The organism is Kitasatospora sp. NPDC096204 (assembly GCF_044763205.1).
Lineage (GTDB): Bacteria > Actinomycetota > Actinomycetes > Streptomycetales > Streptomycetaceae > Kitasatospora.
Genome location: NZ_JBIWFT010000026.1, coordinates 50,260 through 67,385, shown reverse-complemented (window position 1 = coordinate 67,385; position 17,126 = coordinate 50,260). Strand labels below are relative to the sequence as shown.

Here is a 17,126-nt window from a genome sequence, read left to right as displayed (position 1 = left end):
CCGTGGGCACCGTCGCCGCCGTCGGCGAGCGGGCCCGGGTGGCCGGCTTCGCGTTGGCCGGGGTCGTCGTGCTGACCGCCGAGCAGCCGGTCGAGGTCCGGAAGGCGTGGGAGGACCTGCCCCGGGGGACGGCACTGGTGATCGTCACCCCGGCGGCGGCCCTGGCGCTCGGCCCCGAACGGCTGGACGCGGGCCGGCCGCTCACGGTGGTGCTGCCGTGACCGGCGGCGCACCGGCCCCGCACGCGGATGCCCTGGCCCCGGTCCGGGCCGAGCTGCTGCGCACTGCCCGGGCCGAGGCCGAGGCGGTGCTGGCCGAGGCGCGGCGCAACGCGGAGGAGACCGAGGCCGCCGCCCGGGCCGAGGCCGAGGCGGTGCTGGCCGAGGCGCGGCGTCAGGGCGTCCAGGACGGGCGCGGCGTCGCCGCGGGCGAACTCGCCCGGGCGCGCCGCGCGGCCCGGACCGCCGAACTGGCCGCCCGGGGCGAGGCGTATGCCGACCTGCTCCGGCTCGCCACCGAGCGCGCCCGGGAGCGGTACGGGGCGGACCCGGCGATCTCCACCCGGCTCACCGAGCGGGCCCGCGACCTGCTCGGGCCGGGCGCCCGGATCACCGCTCATCCGAACGGCGGGCTGCTCGCCGACGTGCCCGGGCGGCTGGTCGACTTCGGTCTGCCGACTCTCACGCGCCGGGCGCTGGAGCGCTTGGGTCCCGAGGTGGAGCAGCTGTGGAGCCCGGAAGCCGACGGCGGGGACTCCGGTGGCTGAGGCGGCCCCGTCGCGGGTCCTCCGGGTGGCCGGGCCGCTGGTCGAGATCACGTACGGCGGTGACCTGGCCATGCACGACGTGGCACTGCTCGGCCCGGCGGAGCTGCCCGGGGAGGTGGTGGCCATCACCGGCGGTACGGCGACGGTGCAGGCGTACGAGTACACCGGCGGTCTGACACCGGGGCAGCCGGCCCGCTCCCAAGGCGGCCCGCTGCGCGTCGCGCTGGGGCCCTGGCTGCTCGGCGGCGTCTACGACGGCCTGCTAAGGCCCCTGACCGCCGCGGGCGACTGGCTGGTCCCCGGACTCGGTGCCGCTGTCGACGACGGCCGGGCCTGGCACTTCGAGCCAACCGCGGCGGTGGGCGACTCGCTGCCCGAAGGGGCAGAGGTCGGCGAGATCACCGGAGCGGCGGTTCCCCTTCCCGTCCTCGTACCGCCCGGCGTCTGCGGCCCGCTGTCACATGTCGCGGCCGGGGGGCCGTACGGGGCCGACGCGGTGCTCGCGGTGATCGGCGGCACGGAGGTCGGAATGGGCGAGCGGTGGCCGATCCGCAGGCCCCGGCCGGTCCGGGAGCGGGTGGACGCCGCCCGGCCGCTGCACACCGGCCAACGCGCCGTCGACCTGCTCTTCCCGGTCGCCCGGGGCAGCTCGGTCGCCGTCCCGGGCGGCTTCGGCACCGGGAAGACCGTGCTGCTGCAGCAGATCGCCAAGTGGTGTGACGCCGACGTCATCGTGTACGTGGGTTGCGGCGAACGGGGCAACGAGATGGCCGAGGTGATCGCCGACCTGAGCGGCCTCGACGACCCGCGGACCGGCGGCCGGCTCGCCGACCGCACGGTCGTCATCGCCAACACCTCCAACATGCCGATGATGGCCCGCGAGGCGAGCGTGCACACCGGGGTGACGGTCGCCGAGTACTTCCGGGACCTCGGCCTGGACGTGGTGGTGATCGCCGACTCCACCTCCCGTTGGGCCGAGGCGTTGCGGGAGTTCGCGTCCCGGATGGGCGAGCTGCCCGCCGAGGAGGGCTATCCGGCGGGGCTCGCCTCCGAGCTGGCCGCCTTCTACGAACGGGCCGGAGCCGTGCGCACGCTCGGCGGTGCGCTGGGCTCGGTGACCGTCGTCGGTGCCGTCTCACCGCCCGGCGGTGACCTGACCGAACCCGTGACCGCGCACACCGAGCGCTTCGTGCGCTGCCTGTGGACGCTCGACCGCGAACTCGCCTACGCCCGGCACTACCCGGCCGTCTCCTGGCCCGGCTCCTTCTCCCGTGACGCCACCCTCCTCGCCGCCGCCCACGCCGCCGCCGGAGACCCGTCCTGGGCCGAGCGCCGTGCGCGGATCGCCGCGCTGCTGGCCGAGGCGGACCGGCTGGCCGACCTGGTCGAGCTGGTGGGCATCACGGCGCTGCCCGATCAGGAGCGGCTCAGCGTGCTCGCGGGGCGTCTGGTCCGGGAGGCGGTGCTCCAGCAGAGCGCGCTGTCGGCACACGACGCGTACTGCGCACCACCGAAGACCGCTGCCCTCGCGGAGGCCGTGCTCTCCGTGGTCGCCCGCTGCCGGGAACTGGTCGACACCGGCACGGCGGTGGACGCCGTGGAACAGGCCGACTACACCGCGCTGCTGCGGGCCGGCGAGGAGCTCGGCCCGGCCGACGCGGCAGGGGTTCTGGCCCGCCGGGACGCGCTGCTCGCCGCACTCGGAGCGCTGCGATGACCGCGCCATGGGACCCGTCGGCCCATGAGGAGGTCGAGTACACGGATGTCCGTGAGCTGCGCGGTCCGCTGCTCGTGGTGGGCGGGGTCGCCGGGGTCGGCTGGGACGAGTTCGTCCGGATCACCCTCGGCACGGGCGAGCAGCGCCACGGCCTCGTCCTGGAGGCCGACCGGGACCTCGCCGTGGTGCAGGTGCTGGAGGACACCGCCGGCATGGACCCGGCCACCACCCGGGCGGCCTTCACGGGGAGCCCGCTGCGTGTCCCGGTCGGCACGGGCTGGCTGGGGCGGGTCTGCAACGGGCGCGGTGAGCCCGTCGACGGCGGCCCGCCCGTGTTCGGGGCGACCACCGCCCCGGTCGGCGGAGCACCGATCAACCCGCGGCGGCGTGAGCCTCCGGCCGAGCCGGTGCTGACCGGGATCGGCGCCGTCGACGTGCTCACCACCCTGGTGCGCGGGCAGAAACTGCCGGTGTTCTCGGCAGCCGGCCTGCCGCACCTCGAACTGGCCGTCCAGATCGCCGCCCAGTCCACCAGCGGCGGCGAGTCGTTCAGCGTGGTCTTCGCCGGAATCGGCCTCACCCACGCCGACGCCGCCTTCGTCCGGAACGCCCTCGCCGAACGATCCGGGGCCGGTGAACTGGTGCTGCTGCTCAACACCGCCGACGACCCGGTGATCGAGCGGCTGCTCACCCCTCGGATCGCGCTCACGGTCGCGGAGCACCTCGCCTTCGAGGGTGGGCGGCACGTCCTGGTGGTGATGACCGACATGACCGCGTACGCCGAAGCCCTCCGCGAGGTGTCCGCCGCGCGCGGCGAGATCCCCGCCCGGCGGGCCTACCCCGGCTACCTGTACAGCGACCTGGCCTCGCTGTACGAGCGCTGCGGCCGGATCCAGGGCCGGCCCGGTTCGGTCACGGTACTGCCGGTGCTGACCATGCCCGCCGGGGACATCACCCATCCGGTGCCGGACCTCACCGGCTACATCACCGAGGGCCAGATCGTCCTCAGCCACGAGGTGCACGCGCGCGGCGTCTACCCTCCGGTGGACGTGCTCTCCTCGCTCTCCCGGCTGATGCGCAGGGGCGCCGGACCGGGCCGCACCCGGCCCGACCACCTCGACGTCGCCGCGCAACTGCTGGCCGCACTCGCCCGCGCCCGGCAGGTCGGCGAACTCGCCGACCTGATCGGCCGCTCCGCCCTCAGCCCCACCGACCAGCGCTATCTGGAACTCGACGGCGCCTTCCCGCACCGCTTCCTCGCCCAACGCCCCGACCGGAACCTGCCGTTGGAGGACGCCCTGGACCGGGCATGGGAGGTCCTGCTCACCCTGCCACGCAGCCAACTGGCCATGTTGCCCACCGAGCTGCTCGACGCTCGCGGTGCGCGATGACCGCACGGCGCCGCGCCCCCACCGGTCGGGCCGCCCGACTGCGCCTGCGGCACAGCCTGGACGTCGCCCTGCGCGGCGCCGAGCTGCTGGACCGCAAACTGCGGATCCTCCGGAAGCGGCACGCACTGCTGCACGGACAGGAGCAGGACGCCGAACGGGCCTGGCAGGAGCGGCTGGCCGAGGCCGAGACCTGGCTGCTGCGCGGAGTGCTGCTGAACGGCGAGCGCGCCCTGGCCACAGCGGCGCCGGCCGGCCGGGCCGACGTCACGGTCGAATGGACCGTGTCCATGGGGGTGCGGCACCCTTCGGGCGTCTCCTGCACCGACGCCGTGCGGAGCGACCGGGAGCCGGTGCCGGCCAACACCGCGCTTGTGCGCGCCGAAGCCGCCTACCGGGAGGCCGTCCGCGCGGCCGCCGCCCTCGCCTCGGCCCGTACCGCGACGCGACTCATGGCAGCGGAGGCCGGGCGCACCGCCCGGCGGGTCCGCGCCCTGCGGCAGCGCTGGATCCCCCGGTTGTGCTCCGAGCTGGCGGCCGTGGACCAGGCCCTGGAACAGGCCGAGCACGAGGACGCGGTACGACGGCGCTGGGCAGCGGCGCAGCAGGGCCACGGCCGCGGTCGCTGACCGCGCGGTTACCCACCGCGAAGCCGGTCGCACCGCTTGGGGCCGTCGGGGGCCGCCGACCTGCGGCTCTGGCCCGACCGGCCCTTCCCCGCCGGTCGGCGGCGGCCGATGATGAGGATGGTCGGGGCTCCGCACAGGGCCGGTGACGACGTCGGCCGGGGCCCACGAAGGAGTCTGCGATGAACGGCTTCGAAACGCGCCGCCCCGTGATCGTGGGCGTCGACCGCTCCGAGGCGAGCCGGTGGGCCGTGCGCTGGGCGTCGGACGAGGCGGCGGGGCGCCACCTGCCGCTGCGGCTGCTGCACGCGCAGAAGTGGCCGACCGGCGGGGCCGCCGATGAAGCGGGCCACCCTTGGGCGATCGGCGTGCGGGCCGCCGGGGAGGCGGTGCTGGACACCGCCCGGCTGCTGGCCGGCGAACGACACCCCGGGCTGGAGCTCACCTCGGAGCTGGCCGAGGGCCAACCCGTGCGCGTCCTGCGCGACGCGGCCGACGAGGCCGCGCAACTCGTGCTCGGCGTCCGCCGGTTGAGCGAGCCACGCTCGGCGCTTCCGATCGGCTCCAAGGGAGCCTCGCAGGCCGGCCACCTGAACTGCCCTCTCACGCTCGTCCCCGAACCCGCCGAGGGCGTCTCCGCTCCCGGGCCGGTCATGGTCGGGGTGGACGGATCCCCGGCCTCCCATGCCGCGGTCGGCCTGGCTTTCGAAGAAGCCGCGATGGCCGGCACCGACGTGCTGGCGGTGGAGGTCCGACGCCCGACCGAGGCGGGGCGGCCCGATGTGATCGAGGAGTCCCTGGTGGACCTGTCCGAAGCGCTGGCCGGATGGCGGGAGAAGTTCCCGGACATCCGGGTGCGGCACGAGGTGCTCACCGGTTCCCCCGCGCCCCTGCTGGCCACTGTCGCGACCCGCTCCCACTGTCTGGTGATCGGCAGCCGGGGTCTCGGCGGCTTCCGCAGCCTGCTGTTCGGCTCCACCGGCCGCGCCCTGGTGCACCGCTGCACCGTCCCGCTGGTGATCGTGCCGAACGTCACCCCGGCCTGATCAAGGAGGTCGTCATGAAGACCACGAACGACGACCAGGCGCGATCGCGCCCGGTCGACCCCGGTGACCTCGGCCGGCGGGTCACCCACCGCCGTACCCAACTCGGGCTCACCCGCGAGTCGGTGGCCGAACGCGGCGGCCTGGACGCCGGATTCGTCGCGTACCTGGAGACGCACTCCGTCCCGGTCGGCGTCACCACCCTCACCAGGCTCGCCGACGCGCTCGACACCACCGTCAACGACCTGCTAGGCGGCGGGCGCGACGTGCCGTCCGGCCGGGCCCCCGCCAACACCCGGGTACGGACCGAGGAACTGGACCCGGCGGGCTGCTGGAGCAGGCTCAGCCCCCGCGGCGTCGGCCGGGTGATCCTGATGGCACCGAGCGGCCTGGTGGCGCTACCCGTCAACTACCAGGTACTGGACACCACCATCCTCTACCGCACCGAGGCGCACGGCACCCTCGCCCGGGCCGCGGGCAGCGAAGTCGCCTTCGAGGTCGACCGGTTGGACGAGGTGTTCGCCACCGGCTGGAGCGTCCTCGTGAACGGCACCGCCTCGGTCCTCTCCGACGAAGAGGTCGCACTCCGGCTCCGGCAGCACGCCGACCCCGGCCCCTGGGCAGGCGGCACCCGTGACACCTGGATGCGCATCAGCCCCACCGGGATCTCCGGCCGGATCATCCGCCCGAACGGGCCTGCGATCATCGAGGAGGAGTTCCCCCATTGACTTCACCGTGCCGGTGGCCATGCGCTCCTCCTTCGCGGGAACCGATCGGGTCCCACGGGCGCGGACCCGAAGGTGCTCGCCTTGATCCGGAGCGGTGCCGAACAGGAAGCGAAGCGACCGACCGCCCAGGCCACGAGGACAGCGGCCGGAGAGGGCAACCGGGTGAGTTCAGGCCTCTCCCGGCAGATCCCGAGCGCCTGGGTGGTATGTGATGCCTTGTTCAAGGATTCGAGTTTCCGCCGGCCGTCACGCGCGCGCGGATGGAATTTGAACCAGAGGAATGAACACGTGGCAGCGCTTGGGGGCGACCCCACTCCGCCGGGCCAAGAGGACTCGACTCTTGCGAAGGTAAAGAACGGGCTGGGGTTCCTTCTCGCCGCCTTCGCTGCCCTGCTGAACGTCCTGGGCTTGCAGAGCTCCGAACTCTCGTCAGTGCTGCGCAACGAGCCGCACGAGGCAGCCGTCGTAGCGGCCCTTCTGGCCGGGGCCCTGGCCGCCGCAGCGGCCAGCATCTTCATTCCGAACACCAGGCGCATTCCCTCCTACTGGGCCCCGGTCACCCTGGCGTGCCTGGTCGCCCTGGCCGCTGCAGTGATTTCCACGATCAGCATCCCCGGGGTGTCGTCGGAAACCAGCAAAGAGTTGGCGGGAATTGCCGCAGGCGGCCTGATCGTCATCGTCACAACCTCGGTCCTGGTCGCGCGAAAGCTCTGGAAAACCAAGGGCCTCGGCGAACCGGAAGTGTCCCTCACGTCCATTCTCCTGCTGTGCTCCGTGGTTCTGCTGTCTCTTGCGGCATTCGCGGCAGGGCGAGTGGAGGCGCGCAGCCAAGTAGACTCCACACATCCGCAGTTCTCCGCCGTCATCAAGCAGGCCGGCTCATTGTCATTCGTGTCGATCACACTCGGCGCCTCCAAGCTCAGGGATGAAGAGCAAGTGGGGATCCTGGTTCGCGGAGTTCCCCGCACCATGGATCTTGCCGCAAGATGCAGGAATTCCGTTCGGGTCGACACTTGCCTCATCGGACACGTTTGCACATACAAGGACGACCCGTGTGAGATCATCGCGAGCGGGCCGCTCAAACCCGACGCAACCGGCTCCATCAAAGTGACCGTCGAGGCGCCGTTTCAACTTTCCTCGTACCAGTTTCTCGACGTGCGGGCGACACTCTGCCAGATTGATCCCGATTCGCGGAACTGTAGATACGGAGAAAAGGACGCGATCCTGTTCCTCCGCGTTCCGTCCGAAGCTCAAGGAGTTTCGTGAGCGAGGAGTCGGCCGAGAGGGCCGGAGGCCGCCTTCGTGGTCTGACGGACCCACCCCATGGTTCCGTCGTGGCGTCCCGGTGCTCACCGCCGTCCGGGGCGCGGCCGGCCTGCTCGCCGCCGTCCGGGGCGCGGCCGGCCTGCTCGCAGCCCGCTCCCGACTGACCTTCGCGTACCTCCTCCCCGTCGATGCCGCCCCGGCGGCCATGAACCTCAGCCGGCCGGTGATTCGCCGCGCCGCCGCTCGCGTTCCTCCTCGTGTACGCCGCCCGGCACGGCCCGCGGGCCCGATCGGCCCGAGCTTCGCCGCCCCGCGTCTCCGCTACCGGCCCAAGGCCACCACCGCCTCCGCGACCCGGCCCGCACCGTCTTCCTTCGCCATCGCGCGCGCCGCCTCCTGCGCTCGCTCCCGCAGCCGCTGCTCCTCGACGGCCCGGCGGATGGCCTCCGCCAGCCGGTCGGCGGTCAGGTCGGCGAACCGGATCGGAGGGGTGGCGGCCCCGAGCCGGGTGAGCCGGCCGGCCCAGAACGGCTGGTCCGCCGTCACCGGGACGGGGACGCTCGGCACACCCGCGCGCAGTGTCGCGGCCGCCGTACCCGCACCCGCGTGGTGCACCACGGCCGCCATGTGCGGGAACAGCAGGGCGTGCGGCAGTTCGCCGACCGTCAGCACGTCGTCGCCCTGCCCGGAGATCCCGGCCCAGCCGGCCTGCACCACGCCCCGGGCTCCCGCACGCCGCAGGGCCTCCACCGCGAGTGTGCTCAGCCGCTCCCCCTGCCCCGCCGCCATGCTGCCGAAGCCGATGAACACCGGCGGCGGCCCGGCCCGCAGGAAGTCCTCGACCTCGGCCGGGAGGTGGTAGTCCTCCGCCACGTGCGGCCACCAGTTGCCGACCACCCGCGACCCGTCCCGCCAGTCGGCCGGGCGCGGTACGACGGTCGGGCTGAAGCCGTGCAGCACCGGCCAGTTCGCCCGCTCGACGGCTCGTCGGCGCGCGGTCTGGGACAGGACCGGGAGGCCCAGCCGTGACCGCAGACCGCGTGCGGCCTCGGTGTGCAGGCGGTCGACGACCCGCTGGCCGAGCGCCCCCGCCGCCCGGTTGCCCCAACTGCCCAGCGAGCGGCCGCCCCCGACGACCGGCGGGAATTCCCTGGTCGGCAGCGTGGGTTGGAGGTAGACCCCCAGACTGGGGACACCCATCGCCTCCGCGAGGTGCCAGCCCAGTGGCGCGGTGGTGGTGGCGAGCAGGAGCAGATCGGCGCCCGGCGCGGCGGCGTCCGCGAGCGCTCCTCCCAGCTGCCCGATGAACGCGGCGGCCCGCGCGAGGAGTTCGGAGCGCCCGCCGCGCGACTCGGTGCCCGCCCCACGCGGATCGACCGGGAGCGGGCGGAATTCGAGGCCGCTGCCGGCCACCAGCTCACGGAAGGTTTCGGGCGCCGCGAGCGCGACCTCGTGCCCCGCGCCGCGCAGGTGCGCCCCGAGACCGGTGTAGGGGGCGACGTCGCCGTACGATCCGGCGGCCATGACGAGGATCCTCATCGGGCCGCCTCCTGGTGGCCGCTGCCGCGCCGTTCGGCGTTGGCGCCGATCGCCGCCCGGAGGTAACCGGCCAGGCCGGGGCGTTGTTCGGCCGGTGGGACGACGAGGGCGAAGGCGCGGGCGTCCGCCTCGTAGTCGTCGGCGATCCGGCAGTGCATCTCAGGCGGGCAGGGCGTGAACCACCGGGTGATGTGCTGCCGGTGCTGCTCGGCGAGGTCCAGCACCGTCCGGTGGTCGACCGGCAGCCCCTCGTCGAAGGCGTCCAGGAGCCGGCCGCGCCATTCGGCGGCCTCCGCCATCAGCTGCTGCCAGTCCTCCTTGGAGTGGGTGGCGGCGCGGGCCAGGGCCTCCTGGTGGCTGTCCCGCTCGCCCCACTTGAGGTGGGCGTCGGCCGCGTAGCTGAGGTCGAAGACCACGTCCCCGAAGACCTCGAAGCGCTCCTGGGGCGTCAGTTCGACCCCGGTGCGCTGGACCTCGATGGCCCGCTCGGCGACGTCGACCAGCTTCTGCAGGCGGCCGATCTGCTCGGTGAGGGCCTGGCGTCTCGCCAGCAGGTGGTCGAGCGCGTTGGCCTGCGGGTCCGCCAGGATGTCGGCGATCTCGTCGAGCGGGAAGCCGAGTTCCCGGTAGAAGAGGATCTGCTGGAGCCTGGCGAGGTCCGCGCCGCTGTAGAGCCGGTAGCCGGCCGGGCTGCGCTCACTGGGCGAGAGCAGCCCGGACCGGTCGTAGTAGTGCAGGGTCCGGATCGTGACCCCGGCGAAGCCGGAGACCTGGCCCACCGACCAGCTCATGCGTCCCTCCGATCATCCGTGCGTTCTGCTGCCTCCCCACCGTGCGGCCTGACGTGGGGTAAGGGTCAACACGCGCAGCTCAGGGGCCTGCTCCGGATGCCGGGGGGCACCCTCGCTCAGGTCTCGCGCTGCGGGTGGTAGGCGCTCTCGGGTATGCCGAAGGTCCAGGCGACCCCGGCGCGCGCGGTGCGGGTGCTCGGGGGGACGCGCAGCCAGTAGGTGCGGTGGGTGCCGTCCGGCTCGGGGGTGGAGTTGACCACCTCGACCATCACCACCGGCTCGTCGTCGGGCAGGACGATCCGCCAGAGCACACCGGTCTCGTCCCGGTGGACGGGCTCGGCGCCGGAGTCGGCCAGGTAGCGCTCGTAGCCGTAGTGCTCCAGCAGGACGCGGCGCAGCTCGGCGTTCTCCTCGGTGCGGATCCGTTCGACCGTCACCCCTGCCAGACCGGCCAGGAACTCCGGCGGGACGGGCATGCCGCGCCAGGCGTGCAGGGCGAAGCCGTCGGCGTACTCCAGGGCCGGCCCGTCCGCGCGGTCGAGCCGGCCGGCCTCGTCGCGGTGCAGGGCGGTGGGCCGCTCGCTGATCAGTGCCACGTCCCGGTACGGCCACCACCAGCCGGCCCGCCGGGCCAGATCGGCGAGCGGGGCGACGGCGTCGGCGCCCGCCCCGGCGGCTTCGAAGGCGGCGAACCACGGCGCGTCGTGCTGGCCCCGCACGGCGTCCAGCAGGGCGAGCCGGACGGTGGTGCGACGGGCCCGGGCCTCCTCGGCCACGGCTGCGTCGGCCTCCCGGTCGGCCTCGGGGGCGAGCCGGTCGAGCACGGCGTTGCGCAGCCGGTCGGCGAGCGGGGTGGTGACCGGGCCGAGCTCGCCGCCGGTGAGCGCCCAGTGGCCCGCCCACCCGGCGGTGCCGACCTGCTCGACGGCGCGCCGCCGGGCCTCCTCCCAGGGCCGGGTGCGCACGGCCTCGCGCACGCTCTGCGCGCCGGCGGCCCGCAGCTCCAGCGCCGCCTCCGTCGCGGCGAGCGGCGAGCCGAACCAGCGGACCGCCGCGGGCTCGGGCAACCCGGCCGCGCGGTAGGCGGCCCGGACGGCGCGCTCGGCCGCCGCCCGATCGCCCGCCCCGGTGGCCGCCGCGGCCGCCCGCCAGCGGGCCGTCACCTCGGCCGGCCCGGACAGCGCCTGCGCGGCGCCGCCGTGGACCTCGTCGTGGATCACCGTGTCCATCCCTGCTCCGTTCCCGGCCGGGCTCCCCGCCCGGCCGTCCGTTCCCGTTCCGTGCCGCGGCCCCGGCCGCGCGCTCCGCCCCGCCCGCTCACCCGCCCGCCGACCCCCGTACGGCGGGCGGAGCGGTCGTCAGTCCGCGACCACCCGCACGGCGCCCGGCACGTACTCGCGCTGGCGGACCACCCGGTACCAGCCCCTGGGCAGCGGTATCGCCGCGTGCTCCTCGTGCACCACCCGGCCGCCCTCGGGCAGGTGCAGCCAGCTCGCGCCGAACGGCCCGCTCTCGCGGCGCAGCGCGCCGGGGCCGACCACGGCGTGGGCGTGCCCGGTGACCTCGCCGAGCGCGAGCACCATCCGGCCCCGGGCGTCCCGGGCCCGCACGGCCAGCTCGGCCACCCGCGGCGGCACCGCGCCCTCCTCGACCGGCACGATCAGCACATCGCCCTGGCGGTACATCAGTCCTCCCTCGCCGTACGGCCGGACTCCGGCGGACGCCGGAACCCATGGCTCCGCCGCGTCCGCCGCGGTCACTCTCCGGAGCCAGGACCCGAACATAGGGCAAGGGTCTGACAACGCGGCCGGGCGGTGACCCGGCCGCCGGATTGTCAGTCCCGGCTGGTAGACAGTTGTTCGGCCCAGATCCCCGAGGAGCAGTGCATGACTGTCAACGACCACATCGAACGGTTCCACGGTCTCCCCGTCTTCGACTTCGTGGAGGCCTTGGCGGAGGCCGAGGAGAAGGGCGGCTCCGGCGCCGTCCGGCTGCCGGACGCGGCCTCGGCCGCCTGGCGGATCAGGCTCGACTACGAGTCCGACGCGACGTTCGTCGAGCGCTGGGAGCAGTTCCTCGCCGCCGTCGACACCGAGCGGGTCACCGCGGTGGTGATCGGCCAGTGGTCGCAGGACGAGCCGGACAGCTTCCGGGAGCCGATGGAGGCGATCGTCGCCGCCGCCGGCCGGCTGCCCGCCCTGCGCGCGCTGTTCGTCGGCGACATCACCTCCGAGGAGTGCGAGATCTCCTGGATCCAGCAGTGCGACATCACACCGCTGCTGACGGCCTTCCCGCGGCTGGCCGAGCTGGTGGTGCGCGGCGCCTCGCAGGACTGGGACGGCAAGGGCGGGCTGGCCCTGGAGCCGCTGCGGCTCGAGGCGCTCAAGGCGCTGCGCTTCGAGGCCGGCGGCCTGCCGGGCTCGGTCGTGCGCGCGGTGGCCGGCTGCGACTTCCCGGCCCTGGAGCGGCTGGAACTCTGGCTGGGCGTGGACAGCTACGGCGGCGACGCGACGATGGACGACCTCGCGCCGTTCCTGGACGGCACCCGCTTCCCGGCGCTGCGCCACCTCGGCCTCCAGAACAGCGAGTTCCAGGACGACATCGCGGCCGCGGTGGCGCACGCGCCCGTCGTCGCCCGGCTGGAGTCGCTCGACCTCTCCATGGGCGTGCTGACGGACCAGGGCGCCACCGCCCTGCTGGAGGGCCAGCCGCTCACCCACCTGCGCGCCCTCGACCTGCACCACCACTACCTGAGCGACGCGCTGCAGGAGCGTCTGCGCCAGGCCCTGCCCGGGGTCGAGCTCGACCTCTCCGAGGCCGGCAAGCCCGACGACCGGTGGCGTTACGTGGCCGTGGCCGAGTAGCCGTCACCTCCCGCACGCACCAGCCGACCTCCCCCGCACGCACCCGACCATCCGTCCGACCACTCGACCCACCAGGATCCGACATGGCCGTCTCCCGCCACATCGAACGCTTCCACGAGCTGCCGATCCACGAGTTCACGCCCGACGACGCCCGGCCGAGGCCCGCCGCCGGCGCCGTCGCCTGGCGGCTGTCCCTCGAATACGGTTCCAAGCAGGACTTCGCCCACCTCTGGCGGTCCTTCCTGGAGAAGGTCGACCCGGCCGGTGTGCGCGCCGTGGTGATCGGCGCCTGGTGGCAGGACGGCTACACCTCCGTGGGCCCCGCGGTCGAGGCCGTCATCGCCGACGCGCGGCGCCTGCCCGCGCTTGAGGCACTGTTCCTCGGCGAGGTGACGTACGACGAGTGCGAGATCTCCTGGCTCGAGATGGACGACGTCACCCCGCTGCTGAACGCCTTCCCCGGGCTGAGGTCGCTGGCCGTGCGCGGCGGCATGGACCTCGCCCTGGAGCCGGTCCGGCACGACCGGCTGACCAGCCTGCGCTTCGAGTCCGGTGGCCTTCCTGCCACCGTGGTGCGCGCGGTGGCCGGCTCCGAACTGCCCGCGCTGGAGCGCCTGGACCTCTGGCTCGGTGTGGACGAGTACGGCGGCGACACGACGCCGGACGACCTGGCGCCGTTCCTGGACGGCACCCGGCTGCCGAAGCTGCGCCACCTCGGGCTGGCCAACAGCGAGTTCCAGGACGAGATCGCCGCCGCGGTGGCGCACGCCCCGGTGGTCGCCCGGCTGGAATCGCTCGACCTCTCCATGGGCGTGCTCTCCGACGAGGGCGCCACCGCTCTGCTGGAGGGCCAGCCGCTCACCCACCTGCGCGCCCTCGACCTGCACCACCACTACCTGAGCGACGCGCTGCAGGAGCGCCTGCGTGAGGCCCTGCCCGGGGTCGAGATCGACCTCAGCGAGGCCGAGGGCGACGAGATGGACGACGAGGACGACCGCTACGTCTCGGTCGCCGAGTAGGCGGGTGCGGAGGCGATGACCATGCGGCTGACCGTCCTCGGCAACCCGGGGCACCGACGGGTGACGCTGTTCGCGGCCGCAGCCCGGGCCGCCGGGCTGCCCGAGCCCGCCGTCCTGCCCTGGCTGGACGTGCTGCGCGGCCGGTACCGGCTGCCCGAGGGCGGTCTGCTGCGCGTCGAGTCGCCCGGCGAGGAGCCGGAGGTCGACCGGCTGCTGCGCGGCCCGGCGCTCGGCTCCGGCTACGCGCCGACCAGGGTCGAGGGCACGGCCGCCTGGTACGAGGGCGTCATGGACGCGCTGCGCGGGCTGGCCGCCCGGCCCGGCGTACGGCTGCTCGGCGATCCGGAGGAGATCGCCGTGATGTTCGACAAGCGCCGGGCGCACGCCCTGCTCGCCGCGGCCGGTGTACCTGTGCCCAGGGCGCTCGGCGGCGAGGTCACCGGCTGGGAGCACCTGCGCGAGCGCCTCGCCGAGGCCGGCCTGCGCCGGGTCTTCGTCAAGCCCGCGCACGGCTCCTCCGCCTCCGGGGTGATGGCCCTGGAGTTCGGGCCGCGCGGGCAGCTGCAGGCCACCACCTCGGTGGAGCTGGCCGACGGCCGGCTGCACAACTCGCTGCGGGTGCGCCGCTACCGCGACGAGCGGGAGGTCGCCGCGATCGTCGACGCCCTGGCACCGGACGGGCTGCACGTCGAGCAGTGGATCCCGAAGGCCTCGCAGTCCGGCCGCTCCGCGGACCTGCGGGTCGTGGTGGTCGCCGGCCGGGCCACCCACGCCGTGGTGCGCACCAGCACCCGGCCGATGACCAACCTGCACCTCGGCGGGGCCCGCGGCAGCATCGAGCAGGTCCGGGAGACGGCGGGGCCGGCCTGGCCGGCCCTGCTGGAGACGGCCGAACGCGCGGCGGCCTGCTTCCCCGGCTCACCGATGGTCGGTGTCGACGTCCTGCCGACGGCCGGCTGGCGACGCGCCCTGATCGGCGAGGTGAACGCCTTCGGCGACCTGCTCCCCAACCTCACCGGCCTGCCCGGGGGCCCCGCCGAGGGCCTGGACACCTACGGCGCCCAACTGGCCGCACTCACCACCCCCCTCCCCGTCGTCCCCCGCGGCGACGGACCACCAGATCACGGAACCCGCTCGATGAACCACCAGAACACCGCCCCCGTCCCGACTCCCGCTCCCGCTCCCGCTCCCGCTCCCGACATGAACGCCGTCGTGGGCACCCACGACCTGCTGCTCGTCACCCTCGACACGCTCCGCTTCGACGTCGCCGAGGAGCTGGCCGCCGCCGGCCGCATCCCGAACCTCACCGCCGTCCTCCCCGGCGGCCGCTGGGAGCGCCGGCACGCGCCGGGCAGCTTCACCTACGCCTCCCACCAGGCGATCCTGGCCGGCTTCCTGCCGACACCGGCCTCCCCCGACGGCCCGCACCCGCGCCTGTTCGCCGCCCGCTTCGCCGGCTCGGAGAGCACCGCCCCGCGCACCTGGGTGTTCGACGCCCCTGATCTGCCGACGGCCCTGGCCGCTTCCGGGTACCGCACGGTGTGCATCGGCGGCGTCGGGTTCTTCAACAAGCAGGGCCCGCTGGGCTCGGTGCTGCCCGGTCTCTTCCAGGAGAGCCACTGGGCGCCTGAGTTGGGCGTGGCGTCGCCGACGTCCTTCGAGGAGCAGGTCGCCCGGGCCGAGCGGGTCGCCGCCGAACAGCCCGCCGACCAGCCGTTGTTCCTCTTCCTGAACGTCTCGGCGCTGCACCAGCCGAACTGGTTCCACCTGCCCGGCGCCACTCGCGAGCACGGGGACTCCCGGGCCAGCCACGCCGCCGCCCTGGAGTACGTGGACGCGCACATCGGCCGCCTGTTCGCCGCGATGAGCGCCCGCCGCCCCTGTTTCGCGATGGTCTGCTCCGACCACGGCACCGCCTACGGCGAGGACGGCTACACCGGGCACCGGATCGGCCACGAGGTGGTCTGGACGGTCCCGTACGCGCACTTCACCCTCCCCGCCCGGGCGGCGCACCCCACCGCGACCGCCGAGGAGCGCGCATGACCACCGCACCCCCGCGCCCGGACTCGCCGTACCAGTCGTACGTCTACGCGTACCCGCACAAGACGGCCTACCGCCCGCTGCCCGGGCGCCCCCCGCTGCGCGAGCTGTGGGCCGGCGAGGCGCAGCACGCGCTCTCGCTCTACCTCCACATACCGTTCTGCGAGGTCCGTTGCGGCTTCTGCAACCTGTTCACCCGGATCGGCAGCCCCGAGGGCCTGACCACTGCGTACCTGGACGCCCTGGAGCGCCAGGCCACGGCGGTGCGCTCGGCGCTGGACGACGGGGCCCGGTTCGCGCTGGCCGCGTTCGGCGGCGGTACCCCCACCTATCTGACGGCCGGTGAGCTGGAGCGGCTGTGCGACATAGCCGAGCAGCGGATGGGCGCCGACCTGAGGGCGGTACCGCTCTCGGTGGAGGCCTCGCCCGCCACCGCGACCGCCGACCGGCTGGAGGTGCTGGCCGCCCGGGGCACCACCCGGCTGAGCCTGGGCGTGCAGTCCTTCGACGACGCCGAGGCGCGCTCCGCGGTCCGCCCGCAGAAGCGGGCCGAGGTGGAAGCCGCCCTCGGCCGGATCCGCGCGGCCGGCTTCCCGGTGCTCAACATCGACCTCATCTACGGCATCGACGGCCAGACCGAGGCGAGCTGGCTCCGCTCGCTGGACACGGCGCTCGCCTGGCAGCCCGAGGAGCTGTACCTCTACCCGCTGTACGTCCGCCCGCTGACCGGCCTGGCCCGGCGCAGCGAGCAGGAGAGCCAGGCCGCCTGGGACGCGCGCCGGCTCGCGCTCTACCGGGCCGGCCGTGACCACCTGCTCGCCCACGGCTACCAGCAGGTGTCGATGCGGATGTTCCGCCGCGCCGCCTCCCCGCAGGCCGGGGCGAGCGAGTACGCCTGCCAGACCGACGGCATGGTCGGGTTGGGCTGCGGCGCCCGCTCCTACACCTCGCGGCTGCACTACTCCTTCGACTACGCGGTGAACGCCACCGCGGTGCGCGGCATCATCGACGACTACGTCGCCACCGAGGACTTCCACCGGGCCGAGGTGGGCCACTGGATGGGCGGCGAGGAGCCCCGCCGGCGGCACCTGGTGCAGTCGCTGCTCCAGGCCGAGGGCATGGCGTTGGCGGACTACCGCGCCCGGTTCGGCGGTTCACCGGCCGAGGGCTTCCCGGCGGAGCTGGCCGGGTTCGCCGAACGCGGCTGGCTCGCCGAGGGTGATCCGGCGTACCTGCGGCTCAGCCCGGAGGGGCTGGCACACTCGGACGCCGTCGGGCCGATGCTGTTCTCGCCCGAGGTCCGGGCCCGGATGGCGGGGTACGAGGCGAAATGACCTTC

At 74.3% G+C, this 17,126-nt stretch carries 16 protein-coding genes and 1 pseudogene; 13 read left to right on the top strand and 4 right to left on the bottom strand.

Annotation, left to right across the window (positions count from 1 at the left end):
- Window positions 1-2 precede the first annotated feature (2 nt).
- From ACIQ87_RS26145 to ACIQ87_RS26110, 8 genes are all read left to right on the top strand, one after another.
- The gene (locus tag ACIQ87_RS26145) at window positions 3-221 is read left to right on the top strand and encodes a hypothetical protein (RefSeq protein WP_402410659.1); all 219 of its coding nucleotides are present in this window, start codon (window positions 3-5) and stop codon (window positions 219-221) included.
- Entirely contained in the window at window positions 218-766 is a 549-nt protein-coding gene (locus tag ACIQ87_RS26140; RefSeq protein ID WP_402410656.1) for a hypothetical protein, read from the top strand. Before ACIQ87_RS26145 ends, ACIQ87_RS26140 begins: the two co-directional genes overlap by 4 nt.
- Window positions 759-2,483: a V-type ATP synthase subunit A gene (locus tag ACIQ87_RS26135; protein WP_402410653.1), complete on the top strand. Its 1,725-nt coding sequence runs from the start codon at window positions 759-761 to the stop codon at window positions 2,481-2,483. The genes ACIQ87_RS26140 and ACIQ87_RS26135 overlap by 8 nt, the downstream gene beginning before the upstream one ends.
- Complete coding sequence (locus ACIQ87_RS26130) at window positions 2,480-3,874, top strand: V-type ATP synthase subunit B (RefSeq protein ID WP_402410651.1); 1,395 nt, start codon at window positions 2,480-2,482, stop codon at window positions 3,872-3,874. The genes ACIQ87_RS26135 and ACIQ87_RS26130 overlap by 4 nt, the downstream gene beginning before the upstream one ends.
- Complete coding sequence (locus ACIQ87_RS26125) at window positions 3,871-4,500, top strand: V-type ATP synthase subunit D (protein WP_402410648.1); 630 nt, start codon at window positions 3,871-3,873, stop codon at window positions 4,498-4,500. Before ACIQ87_RS26130 ends, ACIQ87_RS26125 begins: the two co-directional genes overlap by 4 nt.
- Before the next feature lie 179 nt (window positions 4,501-4,679).
- Window positions 4,680-5,543 (top strand): universal stress protein, encoded by an 864-nt coding sequence (locus ACIQ87_RS26120; RefSeq protein WP_402410645.1) that lies wholly within the window; start codon window positions 4,680-4,682, stop codon window positions 5,541-5,543.
- Window positions 5,544-5,557: 14 nt separating this feature from the next.
- Entirely contained in the window at window positions 5,558-6,268 is a 711-nt protein-coding gene (locus ACIQ87_RS26115; RefSeq protein ID WP_402410642.1) for a helix-turn-helix domain-containing protein, read from the top strand.
- 72 nt (window positions 6,269-6,340) lie between these two features.
- On the top strand, window positions 6,341-7,534 hold the full coding sequence (locus ACIQ87_RS26110; protein WP_402410640.1) for a hypothetical protein: 1,194 nt from the start codon (window positions 6,341-6,343) through the stop codon (window positions 7,532-7,534).
- Window positions 7,535-7,855: 321 nt separating this feature from the next.
- On the opposite strand, the gene ACIQ87_RS26105 is transcribed toward ACIQ87_RS26110, so the two are convergent.
- The 4 genes from ACIQ87_RS26105 to ACIQ87_RS26090 all read right to left on the bottom strand — a co-directional run bounded on the left by ACIQ87_RS26105 (window position 7,856) and on the right by ACIQ87_RS26090 (window position 11,549).
- Window positions 7,856-9,073: a glycosyltransferase gene (locus ACIQ87_RS26105; protein WP_402410637.1), complete on the bottom strand. Its 1,218-nt coding sequence runs from the start codon at window positions 9,071-9,073 to the stop codon at window positions 7,856-7,858.
- Window positions 9,070-9,864: a MerR family transcriptional regulator gene (locus ACIQ87_RS26100; protein WP_402410634.1), complete on the bottom strand. Its 795-nt coding sequence runs from the start codon at window positions 9,862-9,864 to the stop codon at window positions 9,070-9,072. Before ACIQ87_RS26100 ends, ACIQ87_RS26105 begins: the two co-directional genes overlap by 4 nt.
- Window positions 9,865-9,980: 116 nt before the next feature.
- Window positions 9,981-11,093, bottom strand: a complete 1,113-nt coding sequence (locus tag ACIQ87_RS26095) for a DUF6745 domain-containing protein (protein ID WP_402410632.1) — start codon at window positions 11,091-11,093, stop codon at window positions 9,981-9,983.
- Between the two features lie 129 nt (window positions 11,094-11,222).
- Window positions 11,223-11,549: a hypothetical protein gene (locus ACIQ87_RS26090; RefSeq protein ID WP_402410629.1), complete on the bottom strand. Its 327-nt coding sequence runs from the start codon at window positions 11,547-11,549 to the stop codon at window positions 11,223-11,225.
- Window positions 11,550-11,750: 201 nt separating this feature from the next.
- Between ACIQ87_RS26090 and ACIQ87_RS26085 the strand changes: the two genes are divergently transcribed.
- The 5 genes and pseudogenes from ACIQ87_RS26085 (at window position 11,751) to ACIQ87_RS26065 (ending at window position 17,121) form a co-directional block, all read left to right on the top strand.
- On the top strand, window positions 11,751-12,728 hold the full coding sequence (locus ACIQ87_RS26085) for an STM4015 family protein (protein WP_402410626.1): 978 nt from the start codon (window positions 11,751-11,753) through the stop codon (window positions 12,726-12,728).
- 83 nt (window positions 12,729-12,811) lie between these two features.
- The gene (locus ACIQ87_RS26080) at window positions 12,812-13,747 is read left to right on the top strand and encodes an STM4015 family protein (RefSeq protein ID WP_402410624.1); all 936 of its coding nucleotides are present in this window, start codon (window positions 12,812-12,814) and stop codon (window positions 13,745-13,747) included.
- Between the two features lie 15 nt (window positions 13,748-13,762).
- Window positions 13,763-14,824, top strand: a pseudogene (locus ACIQ87_RS26075) (STM4014 family protein); the annotation flags it as partial.
- 123 nt (window positions 14,825-14,947) lie between these two features.
- Window positions 14,948-15,790 (top strand): STM4013/SEN3800 family hydrolase, encoded by an 843-nt coding sequence (locus ACIQ87_RS26070; protein WP_402410806.1) that lies wholly within the window; start codon window positions 14,948-14,950, stop codon window positions 15,788-15,790.
- Window positions 15,787-17,121: an STM4012 family radical SAM protein gene (locus tag ACIQ87_RS26065; protein ID WP_402410622.1), complete on the top strand. Its 1,335-nt coding sequence runs from the start codon at window positions 15,787-15,789 to the stop codon at window positions 17,119-17,121. The genes ACIQ87_RS26070 and ACIQ87_RS26065 overlap by 4 nt, the downstream gene beginning before the upstream one ends.
- Window positions 17,122-17,126: the final 5 nt, after the last annotated feature.